This window comes from Verrucosispora sp. WMMD573 (assembly GCF_027497175.1).
In the GTDB taxonomy this organism is placed as follows: Bacteria; Actinomycetota; Actinomycetes; order Mycobacteriales; family Micromonosporaceae; genus Micromonospora.
Map to the genome: position 1 here is coordinate 3169357 of NZ_CP114901.1, position 20006 is coordinate 3189362.

The window sequence follows — 20006 nt, forward strand, 5'->3', positions numbered from 1 at the left end:
TCGAAGACGACGAGATTCGCCGTACCTGCGAGCCCTCAACGCGGCCAGAAGAGTGCGTCGCGTGATGTCTTAGGTGGGTCCCTGACGTGCGGCAGCGATCTCGGCATGGTGGTCGACCGCCCAGCCGGCCAGTGCGGAGAGTGGTTCTAGAAGGCTGACACCGAGTGGTGTCACCCGGTACTCGACGCTCGGCGGCAACGTCGGAAAGACTTCCCGTTCGACCAGGCCGTCGCTTTCCAGTGTGCGTAACGTCCGGGTGAGCATGCGGGGGCTGATGCCTTCCACGGCCACGACCGCCAGAACATCACGTTCAGTCACGCTCGGTCGGCGGCATGAGCGCGAAAGCCGTGCCCGTCGCTAGCCAGTTACGGCGTTTGCGGAGGATCGGCCGGGCGGCTGCTGGCGTTGTATGAGTTTTTTGCGGCGACTACGGCCGGCTGGATGTGTTCGGGGTCGACGCCGTGGACGTTCAGCGGCGGGTGCAGCCGCCGGACAAGTTCGGTCTCGATGGTCCCCGGCTCCGGGTCCTCCGCCCATGTCAAGCGCAGGTGTGTGTGCATCCACGTGGTCAGCCGCGCCTCGTCCTCGGGGACCAGGACGACCCGGTCGGTCCAGGTCGTCCGGTAGCTCTCGGACACCAGAAGCCCGGCCAGGGTACGGCGCAGCGTCGAGCTGCCCGAACGCCTCAGATGGTTGCGCAGGATCCGTCCTCGTAGGCTGGTCGCCCGTCCGAGGTACAGCAGCCGTAACGACGGGACGTTCTCATTCGGCAGCCCGGGGAGATCGGGCAGGACCGACGGGGCAGCCCACCAGGCGTAGACACCGCTGCCCCGGCTGAGCCGCTTGACGGCAGCGTTGAGCTCGACCGGCAGTGTACGAGGGGACGCTTGATGGAAGAGGCCAGGGAGCTATCGAGAAGCATCCAGGTTCCCGACTCTTTTAGACGGGTGCCTCGATGGTGGACCGACCCATCGTGGCTAGACAGCATCCCGGGTATCGCGTCGGTGATGTGTCGCAGGTGGAGGCTTCAGATTGCTGGTGAGCCTGTTCACGGGTCGAACGCTCTCGTTTTCCCCGTCCGGCAGGGTGACTCCATGTTCGTTCTACGCTTGACACCGCCTGGAGACGAAGTCGCCGAGCAGGTGAGGGCATTGCGTTTCTGGGACGGTCGGGGCACCGTCGAACTCGTTGACGCCGACGTGGGTACCGGGGCCATGCTGCTTGAGCAGCTGGACTCCACCCGATCGCTGCTGCATGTACCTGCCCGCGAGGCGATGGTGGTCCTTGGCGCGATGATGCGACGCCTGGCGGTGCCGGCCCCCATCGACGTGGTCAGCACCGCGGATGTCGCGAATAGGCGAGCTGCGGCCCTACGACAGGAGTGGCTGGAGTTAGGCAGGCCGTTCGACGAGTCCTTCCTCCGTCAGGCCGTGGTCGCGGGATCAACCTTGCGGCGGTCCGAGTCGGCGCTTGCGGTTAACGCTGACTTGCACTCAGCGCAGGTTCTCCGAGGGGTCAGGGGACCCTGGTCGACGGTAGACCCTGTGCTGATGCGCGGCGACATCGCTTTCGACCTCGCCCGAGTGCTCTGGACCCGCATCGACGAGATGCCCGGTCGGAGGAGCATCGTGAGTCACTTCGAGGACGTGGTGGAGGCGGCCGGGTTCGGCGTTGACCACGGGCGAGATTGGGTGGTCTTCCGGGCAGTCGACTATTGGCTCTGGGGCCTGCGCGCAGGTCTCACCGAGGATCCCGAGCGGTGCCGCCGTCTGGTGCAGACCTTCAGCAACTAACCAAGAGACCTGAGCGATGAACTGAACTGGGGACGCGCTCAACTCGGCACGGTCGGACGCGGGGTGTCCGCAATCTCCATCACCGAGGGTACCGAGCGGTACCGGCATTACCTGATGGTGCCGTAGGTCGCGTTCAGCCGACGTCAACTCTGCCGGGGCAGGTTGCGTGACGCTTTCGGCAGGGTGTGCGACACACTGCCAACGTGTTGCTGGCGAGTCGCGGTCGCGCCGATCGATGGCAAGGTCCGACGACGATCGGAGGCCCTATTTTCGTCCATCCGACGACTGTTCAGTCGCCGAAATGCCACCCGATGCCCGGCCGGACGCCCACTACTCGGCACGTCCGTACGGAACTCGGGCTGGCTCGGCGGGACGGTGCGTAGCGTCCGGCTCTGGTCAGGCGATCACCATGTACGAAGGTCTGTCCATACGAGGAACTGCTTCGATCGCCGAAATCTTGACACCGCGCTGAGGACGGCGACGATGGGCGCTCACCGCAAGCGCGTAGCGTTGGCGAACGACACTCACTCCGAAGCCCCGCATGGCCGTCACCGCCACGGCCACGAGCGGACGGCGGCAGATGAGCGCCACGCTGAGGTTCTCTCCGCCGTGCAGAACCCGCTTCTGTCGCCGATCGGCTATGCGCCCCAGCCAGGATCTGGAGGGGTGCCGGCGTCGGTTCGCAGCCGCGCGTGTATGTGGACGTCGTGCCACCCGTCGGCGTGTCGTAGGTAACCGCGTAGGGTGCCCTCGATGCCGAACGCGGCTTTGTGCGCGACCCGGCATGACGCCGAGTTGGCGGTCGAATGGACCAGGAAGAGCCGGTTCATCCGCAGCGTGCCGAACGCCCATGATGTCAGCGTGTGGACGGCGCGTACGGCGACACCTCTCCCGCGAGCAGCGGGCAGGACCCAGTACGAAAGTTGCGCTGACGCTTCCGACAACATGATCGTCCGAAGACCGACCTGACCGACGACTTGATCATCGGTGCTGCGGACGATGGCCCAACTGGCGTCTGATTCGTTCGCCCACCGTCCGGCCCAGTGCGCGATCCAGCCGTGCGCTTCGTCGTCGCTGTCCATTCGGCGTACATGCCACCGTTGTATGTCGGGGCATGCGAACGCGGCCCGCACCGTCGCGGCGTCGGCGGTGCACCACGGCCGTAGGAGCAGGTGCTCATCGATGCCAAGACAGGGCTGGCCGGTGGTCCGGAGGGACCCGGCGGGCAGGGCAGGGTCGACGAGGAGTGGCATGGCTCCATCATCGCCAATCAGCGATCGCCGCGTGCCGGCTACGGCCGGGCACCCCCCGGGTATGGGCGCCTGCGGCGTTACGGACGAGCCAAGCCTCGATGAATTTCGATGCCAAGGGTGTTGGTCGGGGATCAAAGAGTGAGTCCGACCGGGCGGTCCGCTCATCGGCAGTTCGGGACGGTCTTGCACCGGTCAGGGAGCGCGAGCGTCTCCCCGTCGGCCGGCGCGCACGGCCGGCGGCAGATCCGGATGGCGGGTCATGGGGTGCGGGGGGCATGATTCTCGTGTGGGTGCCAGCCGAATGGTCGTTTTGGTCGATGACCTGCGTTCGATCGTGGACGGTCGCGACGTCGAGGTGGCTCGGACGAGTGCTGCCGGAGTCGAGCTTCTCGGTCGGTGGCGGGACGGGTTTCTGGACGAGTTCTGATGGACATGCTGATCGGTTGCCGCCTGGCCGCGGTCACGCGGCTGGCCTGGCATTGGCCCGGTGACCCGGTCGATCTCACCACCGGGCCGGTCCACCTCGTCGTGGACGACGGCCGTGGCCTGCTGTTCGACGGGCGCAGTGACTGGTCCCTGGCGATCGTGCCGACGGCTCCGGGTGACGAGGGCTGGCGGTCGGCCTACGACTACGACTACGACGGTGGCCGCTGGGTCGGGCGGGACGCCTCCGGCGAGGAGCCCTTCGCCTCGGTGATCGCGGGAGTGCTGAGCGGTTGGAACCCGGAGCACGACGAGGTCGGCCAACTGGTCGGCGGCACCATGCACGTCGGCGACCGTGCAGTGCGGTTGGGAATGTGGGAGGGCGAGGTGATCTCGTACGTTGCCGGGCGTGGGTGACTTCCTCAAGACGACGCTGGCCCGGGTGCCGGACGGATTCGACCTGCCGGAGCCGCTGCGCCTGCTCTTCGCCTGGGTTGACGAGCAGGGTTTCGTGGTGAAAGGGCACGACGGGGACCTGTACGGCTCGTTGAGCGACAACGGCTGGGTGGGCACCTCGATCGAGTTGCGTGGCTACACCGCCGAGCAAACCCTGTCGTACGTACGGTCCTGGTTCGACGAGTCGGTCCCGGATGCGGCTGCACGGTTGTGGCCGTTCGCGCAGACCGGTGGCGAGGGCTCGATGGCCGCGCTGTGGCGCGACGGTCAGGGACAGGTGAGGACCGTTCATCTCGGTTCGGGCAGCGGTTCCATGATGACGTGTGTGCTCGCCGACGATGCGGTCGACTTTCTGCGGCTGTTGGCGATCGGTTACCGGGAGATCTGCTGGAACGAGGAGTTCAGCGCGCCGCCCGAGCCGTGGGACGCCGACCACGAGATCGTCAACGCGCCCTACCGGGACTGGCTGCACCGCACCTTCGGTGCCACCGCCCCGGCGACCGGGCTGGAGATCGTGGCGGAGCCCGCCGAGATGGGCGACGACGACACGACAGACCCGTTTTGTCGCTGGGTCGACAATAAGGAAGTCTGAGCCCGTCACCGGGTCAGGACGCCATGGCGAGCTCCGGCTACGAAAATCTTGCCGGAGCCAACTTCATGCCGAGGCAGATACGCCAGATGTGCAGAGGTTCCGCCGGCCAGGCGCTGGGGACGGCACGACGGCGGCGGATCGGCCACCCACGTCCGAGGTGGCCGACCCTAAGCGCTCGGACGGCGGCAAGGGCGGATGCCCGAGGTAGAGGTACAGGCCGCCAGTTGCTAACTGTCGAACCACACAATCAGCCGTACGTTGTCGCCGCCGTACCGCTCGGCGAGATCACGCATGGTGTCCAGCAGTGCCCGCAACTGAGGGTCGGCGCGTAGAACGTCACTGTGGGAGAGGCGCTCCACCCGCCATAGCCGATCGCCGGCACGCCATTCGGTTCCCTCCGGGTAGGCGCTGCCCTTGAAATCGGCATGCTCGCCGGCCACCGCGCGCCAGTGATGCTCATGACCGCTGGCCTTGCCAACGAGGCGCGGCCCCTCGCTTGTCAGCCTGTACTCGTGAATCCGGTCGTCCACGCGGGGAGCTTGTGCGCTCCAGTCAATGTGGTCCAGTTCCGTCCATGACACCCACGTGTGACCGTGTTCGCTGTCCCCGAACCGGAGGCCAAGCAGCTCCGGGCTGGCGTCTTCCGGTAGACCGCGGCCGGGCGCAACGGGCTCGAACCCGGCGAAGTTTCGTACGCCGAACAGCAGCCCGAAGGCATCATAGTGGCGAGGTAGGGCGTCCGGATTGACATCGGCCAGTAGCCACGGCGAGCCACGACCGTGCGGGCGGATTTCTACTCCACCAGCGATATCAGTGCCCATGTTCAGCTCGCCTCCACCCACGATGGTCCGGACGATGCCCAGCGCGGAGACCTCCCACGGCTCGAGCAGCGACGAGATTACGTGAGCTCTGGCGAACGCACTCAACTCGGCACGTCCGCGCGTCGCCACCGGTAGACACCCGCCGCACCCCCCTGACGCCCGGTCGGCGGCAAATCCGGATGTCGCATCGCGGTGCTGTCAGTCATTATCATTGCGTGGATGCCCGCCGAACGATCGTGCTGGTCGATGATCTTCGTTCGTTCGTGGATGGCCGTAATGCCCAGGTGGCCCGTACCAGCGTCGCCGGGGTTGAACTTCTCGGTCGGTACCGGGACCGGCGCTTGGACGAGCTGTGGTTGGACCACGATCTCGGTGGGGATGACACGATCTGGCCGGTCGTGGAGGTTTTGGAGCGGTCCGCCTTCGACAAGCGTCCCTTTGACGTCGGCGTCATCAACGTCCACTCGGCCAACCCGGCCGGTGCCGCGAAGATCGTCCAGGTCTTGCGGCACTGGGGGTATCGCGTCCGCGTCGCGTCGGGGTCTACCGACGTCGGCTATCTCGACGGCCTTGCGTGAGCTGACCGGGTCGAACGCCCGTCCGACGGCCGCCACACTCGGACGGGCGGTAGACCCGGATGCCTGTCCAGGCGGCGATGACAGGCCGCTGGGAGCCCGGCAGCCAGTGGGGTCCAGATCTTCAGCGGGCATATCGCAGGCGCAGCCGAGGCTGGCCGTCTCGGCGCTGACCTCGGTCGCAAGTCGCATCTTGGGGTCGGGGTTCTTGCTGTTCAACGGCGGTGAGAGACGGTCGCGAGGTCGGCCTGGACGACTTCTTCTGGGACACCTATTAGACGACGCATAGTACCGGCCGTACTATGTGGCACATGGTAGTGAAAGGCGAGTCGGGCGAGTCGGGCGAGTCGGCCGAGCGGCAGGCTCAGCTCCTGCGCGGCTGCTTGGACATGTGCCTGCTTGCGCTGCTTGCCGCCGAGCCTGCGCACGGCTACCAACTCGTCCGCCGACTCGACACCGCTGGATTCGGAACGGTGAGCTACGGCACCGTCTACCCGTTGATCACCCGACTGCACCGCTTGGGACTCGTGGCCAACGCGATGCAGCCCAGCCCCACCGGCCCACCCCGCAAGGTCTACCGGCTCACCGACACCGGCCATGACCGACTGAACGTCTGGCGCGAGCAGTGGACCCAGTTCGCCAGCGTCGTGAACGAAACCCTCACCGTCCGTCCACTGAATCCAGGAGATGACCATGAGCACGTCGACGCCGGCCGTTGACAACCTCCTCGCCGCCGCAGACCGAGAATGGCGCGCTCTCGGCATACACCGCCGCGACCGGGCCACTCTGGCTGCCGACCTGCGAAGCGAACTCGACGCCGCAACTGCCGACGGGATCGATCCTGCGCAGCTTCTCAGCACTGACCCCACCGAGTTCGCCCTGAGGATCGCCGAAGAAGCCGGCGTGCAGCGGATCCCACCGCGGTACGGCCAGGTGCTTGGCGTGGCGAGCGCGGGCGCTGTGCTCTCCCTCATCGTGGGATACGTCCTGGTCATCGGCCTGCACCAGGCATTCGTGGCGGCATTCGACCTGCCGCGCGACGTACGCGTACCGGTGTGGCTCGCCGCTGGTGTCTTCTACGCCGGCGTCGCAGCGGTCGTCGTCACCGGCGCCGCCCTCGCCGTGCGCATCACCCTGCGCGACGTACCCCGCATCCGACACACCGCTACACGAATGACACTGCTACTGCCACCCACGATCGCCGCCGCGACCGCTGCCGCAGCCGCATTCGGCTGGGCGCTCGACTTCCCGCTCACCCCACTGGCGATCGGAACCGAAGCCGCGATCGTCCTCGCCGCCTTCCTCGCCGCAACGGCGCTGGCCCGCCGCAAGTCGGCCACATCGGCGGGCTAAGCCAGCCGATGTGACGCATCAGCAAAGGGCGACGCAGCCACGCGTCGGCTCAACCCCGCAGCATGCCCCGATTTCCAAGCACCTGCGGTACCGGCCAGAACCGTCGCCGGCCACGCAGCCACTCAGATGCCGTGACGGTGTGTCGAGCGACCTGCGGCGAAGAGCGGACGAGCCGAACCCGCGATGGACGGCGCAACGGATCAAGCCGCCCCGCCTCGGTGGTCGAGCCACTGCCGCACTGCCGTGAGGTCGGTGTCGGTCAGTCCCAGGTGCGGGTCGACGCGGTGCAGCAGCGCCGGGTGTGGATAGTGTGCGGCGACCCATCGCCGGTCGCCGTCGGTGATCTCGTCGTCGAGCCAGACGAACGGACGCCCTGCCGCCCACCGCACCAACGACGCGGTCTTCCAGTGCGCCCCGCTTGGTGGTTGTCGGTCATCGTCGATCCAGTCGACCACGGGCAGGACGGGTAGGCCGAGCCGAGGGGCCACCACCTCGTTCGCCTCAGTCATCCACGTACTCGCCCAGACCAGTTCACCCGGCAAGGCGAGCAGCCCGCGACCGTCGTCGGGCTGGAGACGATCCAGCAGAGGATTGCCGGCGCAGTCGGGACCATCACCCGCGCTGCCCCTATGGCGGTCAGAGGCTCCGGCTGGCCGGGCCCGCAGCGGAATGAGCACACCGTCGACGTCGATAAAAATCAACGCTCGACCATCCCAGGCAGACACCGCCGAACCGTACCGCTCATCGGCGTCAGCGACCCGTCCTTGGCGCAGCGCGCCAAGCGTGAGCGTGCATTGTCACCGAGGTCTCGGAGACGCCCTGAAGGTGCGTGATGTTGTTGTCGTGCTGTTTCGGCGTAGGTTCTCCGGGTGACCGTGTACGACATCGCCGCCATGCTGCCCTCCATCGACGTACTGCGAGACCGCTGCAAGGCGCTTGCCGTGCTGGAATGCATCGTCAACGGTGGCGAGCCCTACTACGCCTACACCCGCGCCTGGGGTGACGACGAGGCGGCACTGATGAACAACGGCAGCGGCGACGAGTGGGCGGTCGTGTTCACCGCCGACGGCGCGTTCATCCGGGTGTTCGCCCACGAGTCGGCGATGACGCCCTACCGCGATCCGGACCACGAGTTGTGGCCCGGACTGCTCGACGGCATTCCGTCGGCGTTCCGTCCGCAGATCGAGGAACCAGCGTTCGGCGACGAGGAGGGACAGTTCCTTGCCACCGCCGTATTGTGGCGGCTCTGCGGTGACGACCGCTGGTACGCAGGCGAAGACATCACCTTCCCCGCGCTCCACAGGCCGTACGACGACAACGCCTTGGACGGCTCTGGCCTACTCGAGATCCTGCTCGACGACATCGCCGACCAGTACGTCACGTTCGCCGAGGAATACTACGAGATCGAGGTGGACCGGACGGTGGTCGAGCACGTCGTCGCGCACCCGCCCGCTCACTGACGCCGATGTGCAGGCATTGAACCCGGAAGTAACAGTTGCCGGACTGCACGAGGACATCGCCACCATTGGATATCCGATCGCAGCAGCGTGACGTCAGACCCACACCTGGGCCCACTGCGACAGCACGCTCGTCCCTCGCCGGGCAGATCTCGACCGCCCCGACCAGACCCCGCGCGGCTTGCGGCATGTGCGGACGACTCGTCGACTACGAGGGAGGCCCATTGGGCCTGACCCGGTTTGACGGACATCCCAGCTCAGAGGGGCTGTGTGCTCCTCGGGAGGATGTTCATCATGGAAGGCATGGGTAAGAAACCACGCCGGCCGCGTCGGGCGTTCACGCCGGAGTTCAAGGCGGAGATCGTTGAGGTGTGTCGGCGGGGTGACCGGACGGTGGCGCAGGTCGCGAGGGACTTCGATCTGACCGAGACCGCGGTGCGGGAGTGGGTCAGGCAGGCCGATCTCGACGCCGGCACCCGGTCGGATGGGTTGACCAGCGACGAGCGGGATGAGTTGGCGCGGCTGCGGCGGGAGAACCGTCGGCTGCGGGAGGACGTCGACATCCTGAAGCGGGCCACGGCTTTCTTCGCGAAGGAGACCCGGTGAACGTGTATCCGTTCATCGAGGCGGAGAAGGCACGGCCCGACGGGAATGTGAAGCGTTCCTGTGAGCTGTTGGAGGTCTCCCGGTCCGCCTACTACCAGCACCGCGCCGGCCCGTCGCGGCGGGAGCGTGACGATGCCGAGCTGATCGACCGGATCTCCGACATTCACGCCGTCTCGGCCGGCACCTACGGCGCGCCTCGGGTGCACGCCGAACTCGCCGCGCAGGGCCGGCGGCACTCCCGTAAACGGGTCGCCCGACTGATGCGGGGCGCCGGGTTGTGCGGACGGATGCCGAAGCGGTGGCGAACCACGACCGTGCCCGATCCGACAGCGGCCCTGGCCGCCGACCGGATCCGCCGGAACTTCACCACCTCCGCGACTGAGGTCGACACCCGCTGGTGCGGTGACATCACCTACATCCTACGTGGGAGGGCTGGTTGTACCTCGCGACCGTGATCGACATCGCCTCACGTCGGGTCGTCGGCTGGGCCACCGCCGACCATCTCCGCACCGACCTGCCGGCCCAAGCCCTGTCCAACGCCATCGCCACCCGCCGCCCGACCGGTCAGGTGATCTTCCACAGCGACCGAGGCTGCCAGTACACCTCGACGCAGTACGCCCGCCTCGCCCGACAGCACAAGGTGCTGCTGTCGGTCGGTTCCCGGGGACAGTGCTGGGACAACGCCGTCGCGGAGTCGTTCTTCGCCACGATCAAGACCGAACTGTTGGACCGGAGGGCGTGGCCAACCCGTGCTGCCGCCCGCGCGGCGATCTTCGACTGGATCGAGGGGTGGTACAACACCCGCCGCCGCCACTCCACCCTGGACTACATGAGTCCCGCCGAGTACGAGGAGACCGCCTATTTCCGCAGGCCAACCCGCAAGGTAGCGTGAGATCCACTTATCGACCCTGTCCGTCAAACCGGGTCAACCCCACATTTCGTCGGCATGGTCGACACCACGCTGATCGTCGACTGACACTGTGCGGATGGAAGCAGATGCCGCCAAGCACCGTGAGTCGCAACCTGCGGGTTCGGCAGTGCCGGGCTGGACATATGGCCGAGGTGGGCGCCTCATCTTCACTGGAGAGTCAGGTATCCCTGATCCGCCGCTTCCCGGAGCGCTGCGTGGCACCGTGTGCAACTCACTGGTGGGCACCACCGTCGGCCTGGTGATCTGCCTGACGGCTGTCGGCTTCGGGTGGGCAGAGCATGCGGGCGTAGCCGCCCTGGCCGCTACTGGGATACCTCAAGTCCGCCGGGGATACCGGCTACGAGTGGCGCTCCTTTTTCTGGTCACGACGGCAGCCTGCCTGGTAGTTGGCATCGTTGCCGGAGGCGGACTGCGGGCGCCGTGGGACTTGTTCTTCCCGCTGGCCTTCGCCCTGTCCGTCGGCAGCCTCGCGGGGACGACTGCCGCCTACTTACCGTGGCGGACTCGTTAACACTGAGAATCAGGAGCAGCAGCCTCGAACCCCGAGCCCGGACATCCGCTGTCGCCACCGCCGCGCTCGATCCGCGGCAAATCCGTGCGTTGTTGCGGTGATCGACTGGGCGAGGCGTCCTCGACGTCGAGTCGAATGACTCGACGCGGCTCAGGCGTTGGCGGGGTGGTACTCCAAGCCGTCGGCGCGGGGCATCAGGACCGCGGCATACCGCTCGTCGCCGCTGATGCCGCAGTCCTCATCGACCTCGAAGCCGATGAGCGCGCGGTGGAACGGCACCGCGTCGTATACGGCAATCGCGACGTCGGCCAGCCACCGGTCGAGCGTGCTACGCCACGTCAACGATTCCACGCCGCTGGATTCGTCGAGGGGTAGCCGCCGATGCGGCGGTCGACTCGGGCCAACGCGCCCAGCGGTAGGTACAGCTCCAAGGTGTCCAGGCCTTCGTACCGGGACAGGAACCACCGCAGACGACGCGGGCGCCCGAGGGCAGCGTCAGCGCGCCGCGCAAGTGACCATGCGCATGGAGGGCGGCCACGCCAAGCTCGACCACCGCGAACCCGGACCCGTCGGCCCGACGCACATGGCAACCCTGAACGCCGGCAGCGCGCCACAGGGACCGTAGGGCCCGGTCGACGTTGTCATCGTCAGCTGCGCCGAGAACCAGGCAGAGTTCGTAGAAGCCACCCGTCCAGTTCTCGTTGTCGTTCATGTCGTCCGCGATCCCCACCGCATCACCATCGCCGATTCGGCCGTAGACGTCACCCTGGTTCCTGCCGCACGCGTCGCGGCAGATCAGTGCGGGCATCGAACATTGTAAGGAACGAGCTGCATCTGTATGGGTTGCGGAATGCCCCTGCCCCACCCTCACCGTCGTGGATCTGCACTCGGTAGTGTGCCGTGCCCTGTGCGCCGTCACCTGTGTGCTGTGCTGGGCCTGCGTTGTGTGCTGGGGAGTCGAACCCCTGCGCCTGCCCTCGGCGCGCCAGGAGTGAACCGGATTACCCGCCGGCTCTCGGGTTCGTGCACGCCTCCACGTCGGCTACCTGCTCCGCAACCTCTCAGTCCAGCAGGTCGACCTCCCAGTTCGTCCGCTGGATCACGGTGTCGACCTCGCGAAGTTGTCGGGCGAGGTCGTCGGCCTGGCTCCGCAGCTGCGCCACGGGCAGCGCCGGGATCATCTTCAGCTCCGACCGCAACTGCCGAAACCCGCGCTGGCCCTCCCCAGCTGCGGCGTCGGCGGCAGAGGTGACCACGCTGTGCCGCAAGCGCAGCACGTCGCGGCGGGCGAGCGCGTCGGTGAGTGTGCCACCCTCAACATGCGTAGCGGCGTTCGTGCGGTTGATCCGCCGAATCAGCGACTCCAGTTCCCCAAGCACCTCGCCCGCCTCCACCAGAAGTGCCGCGGCGTCTTCGGCAGGCGTCTCACCCTCCTGGTATCGAGCACTGGCGACGATGCGGGCACGGAGTTGTTCGGCGCGACGCGCCGCATCCGCGCGCAGCGCAAGAGCCTCAGCGAGCTTCATGGGCACCAGTATGCCCAGCGAAGATCACTACCGCCTTCCAATTGCCCGGACCACGGCACGACGGAGCAGCAAGATCGGCGCGCCGGTTGCGGCAGATACGGGCGTCCGCAGGCAGTACTTGAGCCGGTGGGGATACTTGGGCCGTGAGGCGGGATCGGCGACGGGCCAGCGACGATGCGTACCAGGCTGCTGTCAGCGGTGTCGCTGCGTACCTCGCGGACGAGGACGCCGACGTCCACAACATTGCTGACGCTGCGGTGCGCGACGACGGGCTCGCCTACGCGTTACACCTCATCGCTCTCGCCGCAACGGCGATCACTGCCTTGGCTGCGGAAACCGATCGCACGCCGACGGAGGTACTGAGGTTGATGAAACCTGGTGACGAAGACTTACGTGCAGGCCACGCACTATCGGCGGCAGATGTGCTCAGCTGACCAACCGGCTTCGTGGCGCTGTCTGAGCCATTGACGCACTGCCGCAAGGTTGGCGCCGGTCAGTACCACCGTCGTGGTCGTCCACGCCCAGTCGAGAGCCCCGGCCATCGCTGGCGACAGCGGGACGAGGAGGAGGGAGTACTTTGCCTCCCTTGCCGCGCACGCGCAAGACACGGAGGCCGTGTTCCTCGCCGGGGTCGCCGATGTTGAGCTAGTGCGTGCTGTAAGGATCGGCCGGTGGACGGCGATCTGATTGCGGCGATAGCACAACTCCAGGAGGCGTTCGTCCGGTGCCCGGGCAGGGCGGTGCTCGATGGCTGCCCGCATTGCCGGGGGCAGGTGGCCCTCGACGATCATGACTTGTTCTCTTTGACCATCAGCCTCGGCAACACGGTCGGAAGCCGCAACGACCTGAAGAGTCTGCTGCCCCTGCTGCTGGAGCGCACGGTCACCTCCACGGAACTCGACCCAGCAATCGTGTTGGGCAAGCTGCCTCGCGAGCAGTGGCGCACCTGGCCCGAAGCCGAGCAGGACGCCATTGACGGCTACATGGATGCCGTGTGGCGGTCCTTGCTGGCGGCGTACCCGTCGCAGGTCGGGTCGTTCCTCGACCCGACCACCTTCCTCGACGCGGTCGTCGCCGGCGGTGAAAGCGTCACACGATTCCTCGACGTCTGGGACGTCACGCTCAGCCCGGCGGCAGATCGCCACCTGGCCGACACGGTGAACGGACTAAACTTCGCGGACCGGAGGCCGGCCACTCTGGCCGCCTGGCTGCGCCGCGAGACGGTCCGCGACCGGCTGTATCGGGCGTTCGAGCATGACCACGCTATGTCCTGGGGTGACGACCTGGCCCGGGCCTACGACCTCGTCCGCTCGTAACGACACTCGGTCTGCGGCAGATCAGCGTGCCGAGCTGGGTGGCCGCAAACCGCATGCGGTCGGGTAACGACATTGCTACCTTGCCACCGGTGGCGAGGCGGAGGTACGTGGCGAGGGGCGTTGATGGCGGCTACCGGATCTGGGACAACCGGGCTCGCCGGTGGTGGGGCGACCTTTATGAGCTCTGCCCAGACGAGTTGCTCAATGAGCTGAACGGTGCCCGTGACTACGCCAAGATCACGGCGCTGCTCCGGAAGTACCGAGCACAGAAGCGGTAACGCACAACAGCAATCAGCCAGCCCGCGTCGATCGTCAGGACGGACGCCGCCGTCCGGTCGATAAGCGATGGTGACGCCCTGATGATCTTTACAGGGATCGAAAGTCGTGCGAGCGTCGGTCTGTGCTCCCCATTGGCCTGAGCAACTGCGCAGACGCATCACCGCAGGCTCCGCTCGGGGTCCTCGGGGTTCTGTTCCTGACGTTCACCCTCGGAAACGTCATCCTGTGGCTGTGGGCCAAGCGCCGGCTACGAGCAGGCAGAACGCTGCCGGGACCTTCCCGAGTGCTTCGCCTGTCCGTCAACCACCCGAAGCTCTTCTTCGGTGCCTTGTGCGCACAGATTACGATCGGCGTCCTGCTGGTGCTGACCACCATCGTCGCGACCGGTCGTTGACAGTCGGCTCTCCCGTCGACCAGCTACGGAAGGCTGCCTCAAGGGCGCGGTTTCCTCAGTGCCCGCCTTGGCGGCAGATCAGTGCCCAGTTCAGGTGGCTGTGAAGACCACGGCACGCCCAGCGGCCGCGGCCCGCTTGTAGAGCGCCCGAACCTCGACGAAGTTGTCCCAGGTGTAGTCGAAGTCGGCGTCGTCGAGGGCACCGCGATAGTCGGGGTCGTCGATTGCGTCGAACCGCTGGCGCAGCTGGCATCGGTCGACGGACTGCAGAGCGGCGGCCACGTCCCGGGCCTTGTCCACCGTGAGGTAGACCACGACGTACTCGTCGTGCAGCCGGCGCCCGCCGAGCACCGCATGGCTCAACGGATACTCACCACCGTCAGGTTTGAGGGCGCCGTCGGTCAGGCACCGGTGGATGCCGTCCCATGCCTTGTCGGTATCGACCTTCAGGCCGTCCTCGGCCCACGACTCCTCGATCTTCTCGATAAGTTCGTCAACCGCGTCGCTGTCGCCGGCCGCGAGCAGCGACCGCTCCTGCTCCGGCGCGATCGCGAAGTGCACTCCCAACACGCAGAGATCCTATGCCGATCTTCAGGTTGCGGAGGTTCACCTCGGACCACGGCACGAAGGAGCAGCAAGGGTGGCCGCGCTCGATCCGCGGCAGATCCGGACGCAGGTGACACCATGGGCCGCGATAGCTGGGGAGGACGTCGATCGAGGTGGACAGGATGACGGACGACGCGTGGCACGGTTTGAGTGATCCGCTCCTGGTCTGCTCACGCGGCTTCGTGGTGGAGTTGGCGGCGGTGTTACCGACGTCCGGCAGGTTCGTCGTCGCCCGCCTTGACGGTATGAGGATGGCGGATGCCGGCCATGTCTTCTACGACTTCTCGGACGCGTTGTTCTTCCCCAGCTACTTCGGCTGGAACTGGAACGCCCTGTCCGACTGCCTCCGAGATCTGCGCTGGCTGCCGGCGGACGGCTACCTGGTGATCGTCGACAACGCAACCCAGTTGTTGTCGGACAGCATCCAGGACCGGCACACGCTCTTCCGTGTCCTCGCCCGGGCAGTTCGCCACTGGGCGAGCCCGCTCGGCCGACCGCAAGGGCAGGTGACCCCGTTCATGGTGTTGCTGCTGTCCGACGGCGACGACGAGGCGGTGCAGCTACGGCAGGACATCGCGCAGGCATTGTCCGGTGGGCACTGAAGTCCGAACCGTACCCGGTGTCCGGCGTCTGCTGCTTGCGGCGAAGGATATGCCTGAGAAGGGTTCAGCCGAGGCCTCCCCAGGCCCTTTGTGAGCGGACAGCGGCATGATCGGGCGCCCATCTCGGTCGCCCGTCTCAGTTCGGTCGCCCACCGAACCGCCACTGATGCACCTCGATTCCGGCGTATCGATCAGCGGAGAGGACTTCCCGCGCGCCGTCTCCGTCGGGCGCTTCCAGCAGAACTGCCGCCCCGAGCACCAGGGAACCGTCGTCGGACAAGAGCGGCCCACTGGCAATCAGCTCGTCGCGGAGCGGTAGTTCGGTGGCGTCCGCTGCTGGTTCCAAGGTGAACCCGAGGACGAGGTAGCGGTTGTCGTCAGGCCAGCCGCCACTGAAATCCCACATCGTGCGACCCAGGGAGTTGTGCCACCGTCGCAGCAGCACGTCGCGGTAGGCACCAGCCTGGTAACCGGGCTCCTCGAAGGCAAAGGTGCGGGCAGCGGTGGGATCTGGCAGATCGAGGATGTGCACGCTGCCGGTCAGAGTTCCGTCGCTGGTGAAGGTAGGGCCGCGGGCGATCATCGTCGCGGCGAACTGATCCATGTACGACCAATGCTGCTCCACCATCTGGCTCCGCAGCGGCGTCGAACCGGGGCGATCGCGGTGGTAGCAGAAGAATTCCATGGGTCGAGCGTTGCTGAGGCTCCTGAGGCGCGCAATAGGATTGCTCGCAGCGTCGGGCTCGCTCGCTCATCGGCACGACCGCATGTTGGATGCCGCCGCCCTTGGTCACGTTCTGTGACGCACGGTTGGCGGCAGATCCGTGCACTTCGTCGTCACAGTTCGCTGAGGCACTCAGGACGGAGGGAATTTGAAGTCCGGCCCAGTGCCCGGCACGACGAACGGTGAATGTCCTTCGCCGATGATGTCAACGACGAGGTCGGCGAAGACGAGTGAGAGTTTGTGTCCGTTTGTCTCGATGGCCACTTCGTGGAACGGGATCCCGATGGAGCGAGACCAGCGGTCGGCGTCAGGCGACTCCGTCACAAGCCTCATTCCCGGGTACAGGTTCTGCCATCTCACGCCCCATACGTATCCGTCGAGGTCGCGGCCCTGGTCGTGGTCGATGAGCCGGTCGTCGAGCGACTCGCGCCACACCTGTGCAGGGACGGCGGATACCGCCGTGGCACGAACGCAGTACGTGAACCGGTACCGCAGGTGCTGTGAGGCGATTCCGGTACGCGGGTCGGCGGTGGCGTAGATGAAGATGTCATAGTCGCGCAGGTGGTCGGCGAAGCCGTGAAACACGATGGCTTGGTCGAACACCTCGTCGAACGCGGTCTGGATGCCGGCTTCGTCCACCACCAGATCGTCCCCCGACTCGAAGGTGATTGCATGTCCCGGCTTCGGCGAGTTACGGCTCGTGGGCTTGTGCCAGATGCGTGATGCGGGCTGCCCGTTGTATCAACAGTCGGCGTAGGTACGGCGCGATGAGCGCCCAGGTCACTACTGCGCCCAGCGGCCCCAGGGGCGCGCTGATGGTCATGCGGTCGGTCATCTGTGTGCGTAGGTCGTCGATGTCCTGGAAGTGGTGCTCGTGGCGCAGAGCGCGGAAGGGGCCTCGCGTCTGCTCGTCAACAAAGTGGTACGGCCGTTCGTAGGCGGTGATTCGGCTGGTCATGCGCCAGGGCAGTCCGAAATGACGGGCGCGGAAGGCGACCTCGTCGCCGAGGGCGAGTTGGCGTCGTCCGGTGCTGGTCGTGGCTGTCCCGCGGCTGGCGGGCAGGGACGCGGTGTGGACGTCCACGTCGAGGGTCAGGTCGAATACCACACTCGGGGCGGCGTTGATGACGGACACGACCTCGATGAGCGCCGGCACATGGCGAGCCTAGCCTTGGGCGATACCCCAGGCCGCCCGGCCATGACCGCGTCCTTACGCCACAGCGGTCGGGCACCAACGTCGTCTCCGCAGCGGGCGCTCTGCGGAAGGCCGTCGCCTCGGTAGGCTCGCTTCCGGCGAGCCGAAGCGAGACGATGTGTCGATGGCCAGACCGAACGAAGAGAAGCAGGACGAGGTCGGCTGGTTCTGCGTTCGCTGCGTCTTCCGCGTGGGCGGCGACTCGTCGAGCCAGTTGTATGAAGAACGGCTGACGTTGTGGCGCGCCGCAGGTTTCGATGAGGCGATCGTGTTAGCCGAGGACGAGGCCCTCGGCTATGCGGCGGAGCAGCCCGACATGGACTTTGTAGGGCTTTCCCAGGCGTATCGCCTGTTTGATGATCCCGGGCATGGGGCGGAGGTCTTCTCGCTGGTGCGGGCAAGCGAACTGGATCCACCGGCCTACCTGACGAGGTTTTTCGACACCGGCGAGGAAAAACAGGGCGAGCTTAGAGCGTGTTTGAGAAGGGTCAGGCTTTGAGGTTGTCGAGGGTCCAGGCTCGTTGACGGCGTGCGGGTCGGCCGCGGGTGAGGCGGCGGAGCATGCCGTTGATGGCGGCCCAGCGGATCATGGCTTCGGAGGTGGCGGGGTGGCGTTCGTAGTCGCGGGCCAGTCTGCGGTGGCCGGTCAGCCAGGCAAGGCTGCGCTCGACGACCCATCGGCGGGCGATTACGGCGAATCCTTTCTGGCCTGGGGCCTTGCGTACGATTTCCAGGGTGGTGCGCAGGATGCGTTGGCACCAGTCGACCAGGGTTCCGGCGAAGCCGGCGTCGGCGTAGACGAACCGGACCGGGGTGAACAGGTACGCCGACAGCAGAGTCGTCTTCGCTCCGTCGCGGTCCTGCACGCTCGCGGCCATCACGCACACGACTAGGAGCAGACCCAGGGTGTCGGTGACGATGAACCGTTTGCGGCCGTTGACCTTCTTGCCCGCGTCGTAGCCACGGGTGTCCCGGCCGACGGTGTCGGCGCCTTTGACGCTCTGGGAGTCGATGATGCCTGCCGTGGGTTCGGCGGCGCGGCCTTGGGCGGCGCGGACCCTTCGGCGCAGCGCGACGAGGATCCGCTCGGTGACATCGTCTTCCTCCCAGCGGGTGAAGTACCAGTACACCGTCTGCCACGGCGGGAAGTCGACCGGCAGTTGCCGCCACGAGCAGCCGGTCCGCACCACGTACAGGATCGCGTTCACCACGTCGCGGCGTGGATGTTTCTCCGGCCGGCCACCGGTTCTCGGTGGTGGCAGCAGCGGCTCGACCAGCGCCCATTGGGCGTCGGTCAGGTCCGAGGGGTAGCGACGCTGACGCGACATCGAGCCACTATGGACCAACGGCCGCTAACCGACGGCGCGACACGCCACCCATCACGAGAACTTCTCAAACACCCTCTTAATCCCGGCACCTGACCGAGCGCCGCCCCTGTTCCCAGCAAGCTTGCGCCGATCTCGCACCCGATCTGCGGCAGATCAGTGCGTCCGGATGACTGCACGGCCACGTGCCCTGGCAAACTCAGCCGCGTGTTGACCACCATCACCCTCGGGAACGTCGGTACCGCCGCAATCGTCGTCGGTCTGCTCATCGCCCTGTTGACTCTCGGCACAACCACCGACCGTCCATTTACGCTGGCCTGGCTGCTCGTACTCGTCGGTACCGGCCTGCGGTTGGAGGCCGCCATCCGTGCCCCGAAACGCCAGGCACGATAGCCCAACCGCTGACCTTCCCGGCAGTACAGCAGCCCAGGTGTCGGTGCGGCAGGGGTGGAGGCTGGCGCAGTCCCCTCGGTGGGAGCGTGCTCCGACAGGTTGCCCGACAACGTGCCGAATATCGGACGATCTGTGCGTGGAGATCATCCATCTGCTGCGGGCGGGAGTGGCCCGGCCGGCCGATCCGCTTCCGTTGTCGTAGTCGACCACGCCAGGTACTGTCGCCTGTCGTGAACACCGGACCGGCGCAACGCCACACACGGATCGGCGACCCGGTGGACAGCTGACCGACCGGCGGGTGCCTGGTGGGCACCCCGCTGATTCGGCACGCGGGCCTCCAAGCAATCAACGCTCACCAGGTCCCGTCATAGCCGTGTCGAACAACAGCGAGGTCAGCCGAATGGCAGTCAGGTTCAACCACACCATCATCGCCGCCAAGGATCGCAACGAGTCAGCCCGGTTCTACCGTGAGTTGCTTGAAGTTCCGGAGGCGCCGCCCTGGGGTGTGTTCACCAACATCCAGCTCAGCGACGGTGTGCTACTCCAGTTCGCCGAACCGCCGGTGGAGATTCAGATGCAGCACTACGCGTTCCTGATCGACGACAACCTGTTCGATCGGGCATACGCGCGACTGCGCGAGCACGGCATAGAGCACTGGGCCGATCCGCAGATGCGTCGCCCTGGCGAGATCAACAACGAGCACGGTGGCCGGGGAGTCTACTTCAAAGACCCCGCAGGCCACGCGATCGAACTGATCACCCGCCCGTACCTGTAGCAGATGCCTCTGGCCGGGCGCCCGTCACTCGGTGCCCGGCCAGGGTGCCCACAGCCGCACCGGCGATCGTGCACAGCCGCCACCACCTTCTTGTCTTTTC

General features: G+C 66.5%; 31 protein-coding genes and 1 pseudogene. 19 read left to right on the top strand and 13 right to left on the bottom strand.

What is annotated here, in order from left to right; all coding sequences use genetic code 11:
• Positions 1-69: 69 nt before the first annotated feature.
• Positions 70-318, bottom strand: coding sequence for a helix-turn-helix domain-containing protein (locus O7601_RS14620; RefSeq protein WP_281566672.1), 249 nt, complete (start codon positions 316-318; stop codon positions 70-72).
• A 47-nt stretch (positions 319-365) separates the two neighbouring features.
• Positions 366-872 carry a GIY-YIG nuclease family protein gene (locus tag O7601_RS29485; protein ID WP_348650262.1) on the bottom strand — a complete coding sequence of 169 codons (507 nt, stop codon included), beginning with the start codon at positions 870-872 and terminating at the stop codon, positions 366-368.
• 135 nt (positions 873-1007) lie between these two features.
• Here O7601_RS29485 and O7601_RS14630 point away from each other — a divergent pair, with 135 nt between their 5' ends.
• Positions 1008-1793, top strand: a complete 786-nt coding sequence (locus O7601_RS14630; protein WP_281566926.1) for an aminoglycoside phosphotransferase family protein — start codon at positions 1008-1010, stop codon at positions 1791-1793.
• A 638-nt stretch (positions 1794-2431) separates the two neighbouring features.
• Here O7601_RS14630 and O7601_RS14635 read toward each other — a convergent pair.
• Positions 2432-3211, bottom strand: a complete 780-nt coding sequence (locus O7601_RS14635) for a GNAT family N-acetyltransferase (protein WP_348650253.1) — start codon at positions 3209-3211, stop codon at positions 2432-2434.
• A 136-nt stretch (positions 3212-3347) separates the two neighbouring features.
• Here O7601_RS14635 and O7601_RS14640 point away from each other — a divergent pair, with 136 nt between their 5' ends.
• From O7601_RS14640 to O7601_RS14650, 3 genes are read left to right on the top strand one after another with little or no spacing between them, the layout of a single operon-like run.
• Entirely contained in the window at positions 3348-3473 is a 126-nt protein-coding gene (locus tag O7601_RS14640; RefSeq protein ID WP_281567107.1) for a hypothetical protein, read from the top strand.
• Positions 3473-3886: a hypothetical protein gene (locus O7601_RS14645; protein ID WP_281566675.1), complete on the top strand. Its 414-nt coding sequence runs from the start codon at positions 3473-3475 to the stop codon at positions 3884-3886. Before O7601_RS14640 ends, O7601_RS14645 begins: the two co-directional genes overlap by 1 nt.
• Positions 3879-4517: a hypothetical protein gene (locus O7601_RS14650; protein ID WP_281566676.1), complete on the top strand. Its 639-nt coding sequence runs from the start codon at positions 3879-3881 to the stop codon at positions 4515-4517. Before O7601_RS14645 ends, O7601_RS14650 begins: the two co-directional genes overlap by 8 nt.
• Positions 4518-4744: 227 nt before the next feature.
• Here the strand turns inward: O7601_RS14650 and O7601_RS14655 are convergent, their stop codons facing one another.
• Positions 4745-5443: a hypothetical protein gene (locus O7601_RS14655; protein WP_281566677.1), complete on the bottom strand. Its 699-nt coding sequence runs from the start codon at positions 5441-5443 to the stop codon at positions 4745-4747.
• Positions 5444-5553: 110 nt separating this feature from the next.
• Here O7601_RS14655 and O7601_RS14660 point away from each other — a divergent pair, with 110 nt between their 5' ends.
• From O7601_RS14660 to O7601_RS14670, 3 genes are all read left to right on the top strand, one after another.
• Positions 5554-5916, top strand: a complete 363-nt coding sequence (locus tag O7601_RS14660) for a cyclic-phosphate processing receiver domain-containing protein (RefSeq protein ID WP_281566678.1) — start codon at positions 5554-5556, stop codon at positions 5914-5916.
• Between the two features lie 308 nt (positions 5917-6224).
• Positions 6225-6632 (top strand): PadR family transcriptional regulator, encoded by a 408-nt coding sequence (locus O7601_RS14665; protein ID WP_281566679.1) that lies wholly within the window; start codon positions 6225-6227, stop codon positions 6630-6632.
• Positions 6607-7266 (top strand): hypothetical protein, encoded by a 660-nt coding sequence (locus O7601_RS14670; RefSeq protein ID WP_281566680.1) that lies wholly within the window; start codon positions 6607-6609, stop codon positions 7264-7266. Before O7601_RS14665 ends, O7601_RS14670 begins: the two co-directional genes overlap by 26 nt.
• A gap of 200 nt (positions 7267-7466) precedes the next feature.
• On the opposite strand, the gene O7601_RS14675 is transcribed toward O7601_RS14670, so the two are convergent.
• On the bottom strand, positions 7467-7967 hold the full coding sequence (locus tag O7601_RS14675; protein ID WP_348650263.1) for an HAD domain-containing protein: 501 nt from the start codon (positions 7965-7967) through the stop codon (positions 7467-7469).
• 168 nt (positions 7968-8135) lie between these two features.
• Here O7601_RS14675 and O7601_RS14680 point away from each other — a divergent pair, with 168 nt between their 5' ends.
• The 4 genes and pseudogenes from O7601_RS14680 (at position 8136) to O7601_RS14695 (ending at position 10221) form a co-directional block, all read left to right on the top strand.
• Positions 8136-8726 (top strand): hypothetical protein, encoded by a 591-nt coding sequence (locus tag O7601_RS14680; RefSeq protein WP_281566682.1) that lies wholly within the window; start codon positions 8136-8138, stop codon positions 8724-8726.
• 300 nt (positions 8727-9026) lie between these two features.
• Positions 9027-9308: pseudogene (locus O7601_RS14685) on the top strand (transposase); the annotation flags it as partial.
• Positions 9309-9325: 17 nt separating this feature from the next.
• Entirely contained in the window at positions 9326-9784 is a 459-nt protein-coding gene (locus O7601_RS14690; RefSeq protein WP_281563573.1) for an IS3 family transposase, read from the top strand.
• A complete protein-coding gene (locus O7601_RS14695; RefSeq protein WP_281563572.1) occupies positions 9766-10221 on the top strand; it encodes an IS3 family transposase in 456 nt (151 codons plus the stop codon). The genes O7601_RS14690 and O7601_RS14695 overlap by 19 nt, the downstream gene beginning before the upstream one ends.
• A 700-nt stretch (positions 10222-10921) precedes the next feature.
• On the opposite strand, the gene O7601_RS14700 is transcribed toward O7601_RS14695, so the two are convergent.
• From O7601_RS14700 to O7601_RS14710, 3 genes are all read right to left on the bottom strand, one after another.
• The gene (locus O7601_RS14700; protein ID WP_281566683.1) at positions 10922-11113 is read right to left on the bottom strand and encodes a hypothetical protein; all 192 of its coding nucleotides are present in this window, start codon (positions 11111-11113) and stop codon (positions 10922-10924) included.
• A complete protein-coding gene (locus O7601_RS14705) occupies positions 11100-11579 on the bottom strand; it encodes a hypothetical protein (protein ID WP_281566684.1) in 480 nt (159 codons plus the stop codon). Before O7601_RS14705 ends, O7601_RS14700 begins: the two co-directional genes overlap by 14 nt.
• A 253-nt stretch (positions 11580-11832) precedes the next feature.
• A complete protein-coding gene (locus O7601_RS14710) occupies positions 11833-12297 on the bottom strand; it encodes a DIP1984 family protein (RefSeq protein ID WP_281566685.1) in 465 nt (154 codons plus the stop codon).
• Between the two features lie 143 nt (positions 12298-12440).
• On the opposite strand from O7601_RS14710, the gene O7601_RS14715 reads away from it, so the two are divergent.
• The 4 genes from O7601_RS14715 (at position 12441) to O7601_RS14730 (ending at position 14286) form a co-directional block, all read left to right on the top strand.
• Complete coding sequence (locus tag O7601_RS14715) at positions 12441-12731, top strand: hypothetical protein (protein ID WP_281566686.1); 291 nt, start codon at positions 12441-12443, stop codon at positions 12729-12731.
• Between the two features lie 237 nt (positions 12732-12968).
• Entirely contained in the window at positions 12969-13613 is a 645-nt protein-coding gene (locus O7601_RS14720) for a hypothetical protein (protein WP_281566687.1), read from the top strand.
• Between the two features lie 89 nt (positions 13614-13702).
• Entirely contained in the window at positions 13703-13891 is a 189-nt protein-coding gene (locus tag O7601_RS14725) for a hypothetical protein (protein WP_281566688.1), read from the top strand.
• Positions 13892-14013: 122 nt separating this feature from the next.
• A complete protein-coding gene (locus O7601_RS14730; RefSeq protein WP_281566689.1) occupies positions 14014-14286 on the top strand; it encodes a hypothetical protein in 273 nt (90 codons plus the stop codon).
• Between the two features lie 90 nt (positions 14287-14376).
• On the opposite strand, the gene O7601_RS14735 is transcribed toward O7601_RS14730, so the two are convergent.
• Positions 14377-14856, bottom strand: coding sequence for a YfbM family protein (locus O7601_RS14735; protein ID WP_281566690.1), 480 nt, complete (start codon positions 14854-14856; stop codon positions 14377-14379).
• Between the two features lie 158 nt (positions 14857-15014).
• Between O7601_RS14735 and O7601_RS14740 the strand changes: the two genes are divergently transcribed.
• Positions 15015-15494 carry a barstar family protein gene (locus tag O7601_RS14740; protein ID WP_281566691.1) on the top strand — a complete coding sequence of 160 codons (480 nt, stop codon included), beginning with the start codon at positions 15015-15017 and terminating at the stop codon, positions 15492-15494.
• Between the two features lie 136 nt (positions 15495-15630).
• On the opposite strand, the gene O7601_RS14745 is transcribed toward O7601_RS14740, so the two are convergent.
• From O7601_RS14745 to O7601_RS14755, 3 genes are all read right to left on the bottom strand, one after another.
• Positions 15631-16179, bottom strand: a complete 549-nt coding sequence (locus tag O7601_RS14745) for a YciI family protein (protein ID WP_281566692.1) — start codon at positions 16177-16179, stop codon at positions 15631-15633.
• Positions 16180-16350: 171 nt separating this feature from the next.
• Complete coding sequence (locus O7601_RS14750; RefSeq protein WP_281566693.1) at positions 16351-16860, bottom strand: hypothetical protein; 510 nt, start codon at positions 16858-16860, stop codon at positions 16351-16353.
• A 49-nt stretch (positions 16861-16909) separates the two neighbouring features.
• Positions 16910-17374 carry an SRPBCC family protein gene (locus tag O7601_RS14755; protein ID WP_281566694.1) on the bottom strand — a complete coding sequence of 155 codons (465 nt, stop codon included), beginning with the start codon at positions 17372-17374 and terminating at the stop codon, positions 16910-16912.
• Between the two features lie 163 nt (positions 17375-17537).
• Between O7601_RS14755 and O7601_RS14760 the strand changes: the two genes are divergently transcribed.
• Positions 17538-17912, top strand: a complete 375-nt coding sequence (locus O7601_RS14760) for a hypothetical protein (RefSeq protein WP_281566695.1) — start codon at positions 17538-17540, stop codon at positions 17910-17912.
• On the opposite strand, the gene O7601_RS14765 is transcribed toward O7601_RS14760, so the two are convergent.
• A complete protein-coding gene (locus O7601_RS14765) occupies positions 17902-18741 on the bottom strand; it encodes an IS5 family transposase (protein WP_281562259.1) in 840 nt (279 codons plus the stop codon). The genes O7601_RS14760 and O7601_RS14765 overlap by 11 nt on opposite strands.
• Positions 18742-18945: 204 nt before the next feature.
• Here O7601_RS14765 and O7601_RS14770 point away from each other — a divergent pair, with 204 nt between their 5' ends.
• Positions 18946-19131: a hypothetical protein gene (locus O7601_RS14770; protein ID WP_281566696.1), complete on the top strand. Its 186-nt coding sequence runs from the start codon at positions 18946-18948 to the stop codon at positions 19129-19131.
• Positions 19132-19531: 400 nt separating this feature from the next.
• Positions 19532-19906 carry a VOC family protein gene (locus O7601_RS14775; protein ID WP_281566697.1) on the top strand — a complete coding sequence of 125 codons (375 nt, stop codon included), beginning with the start codon at positions 19532-19534 and terminating at the stop codon, positions 19904-19906.
• Positions 19907-20006: the final 100 nt, after the last annotated feature.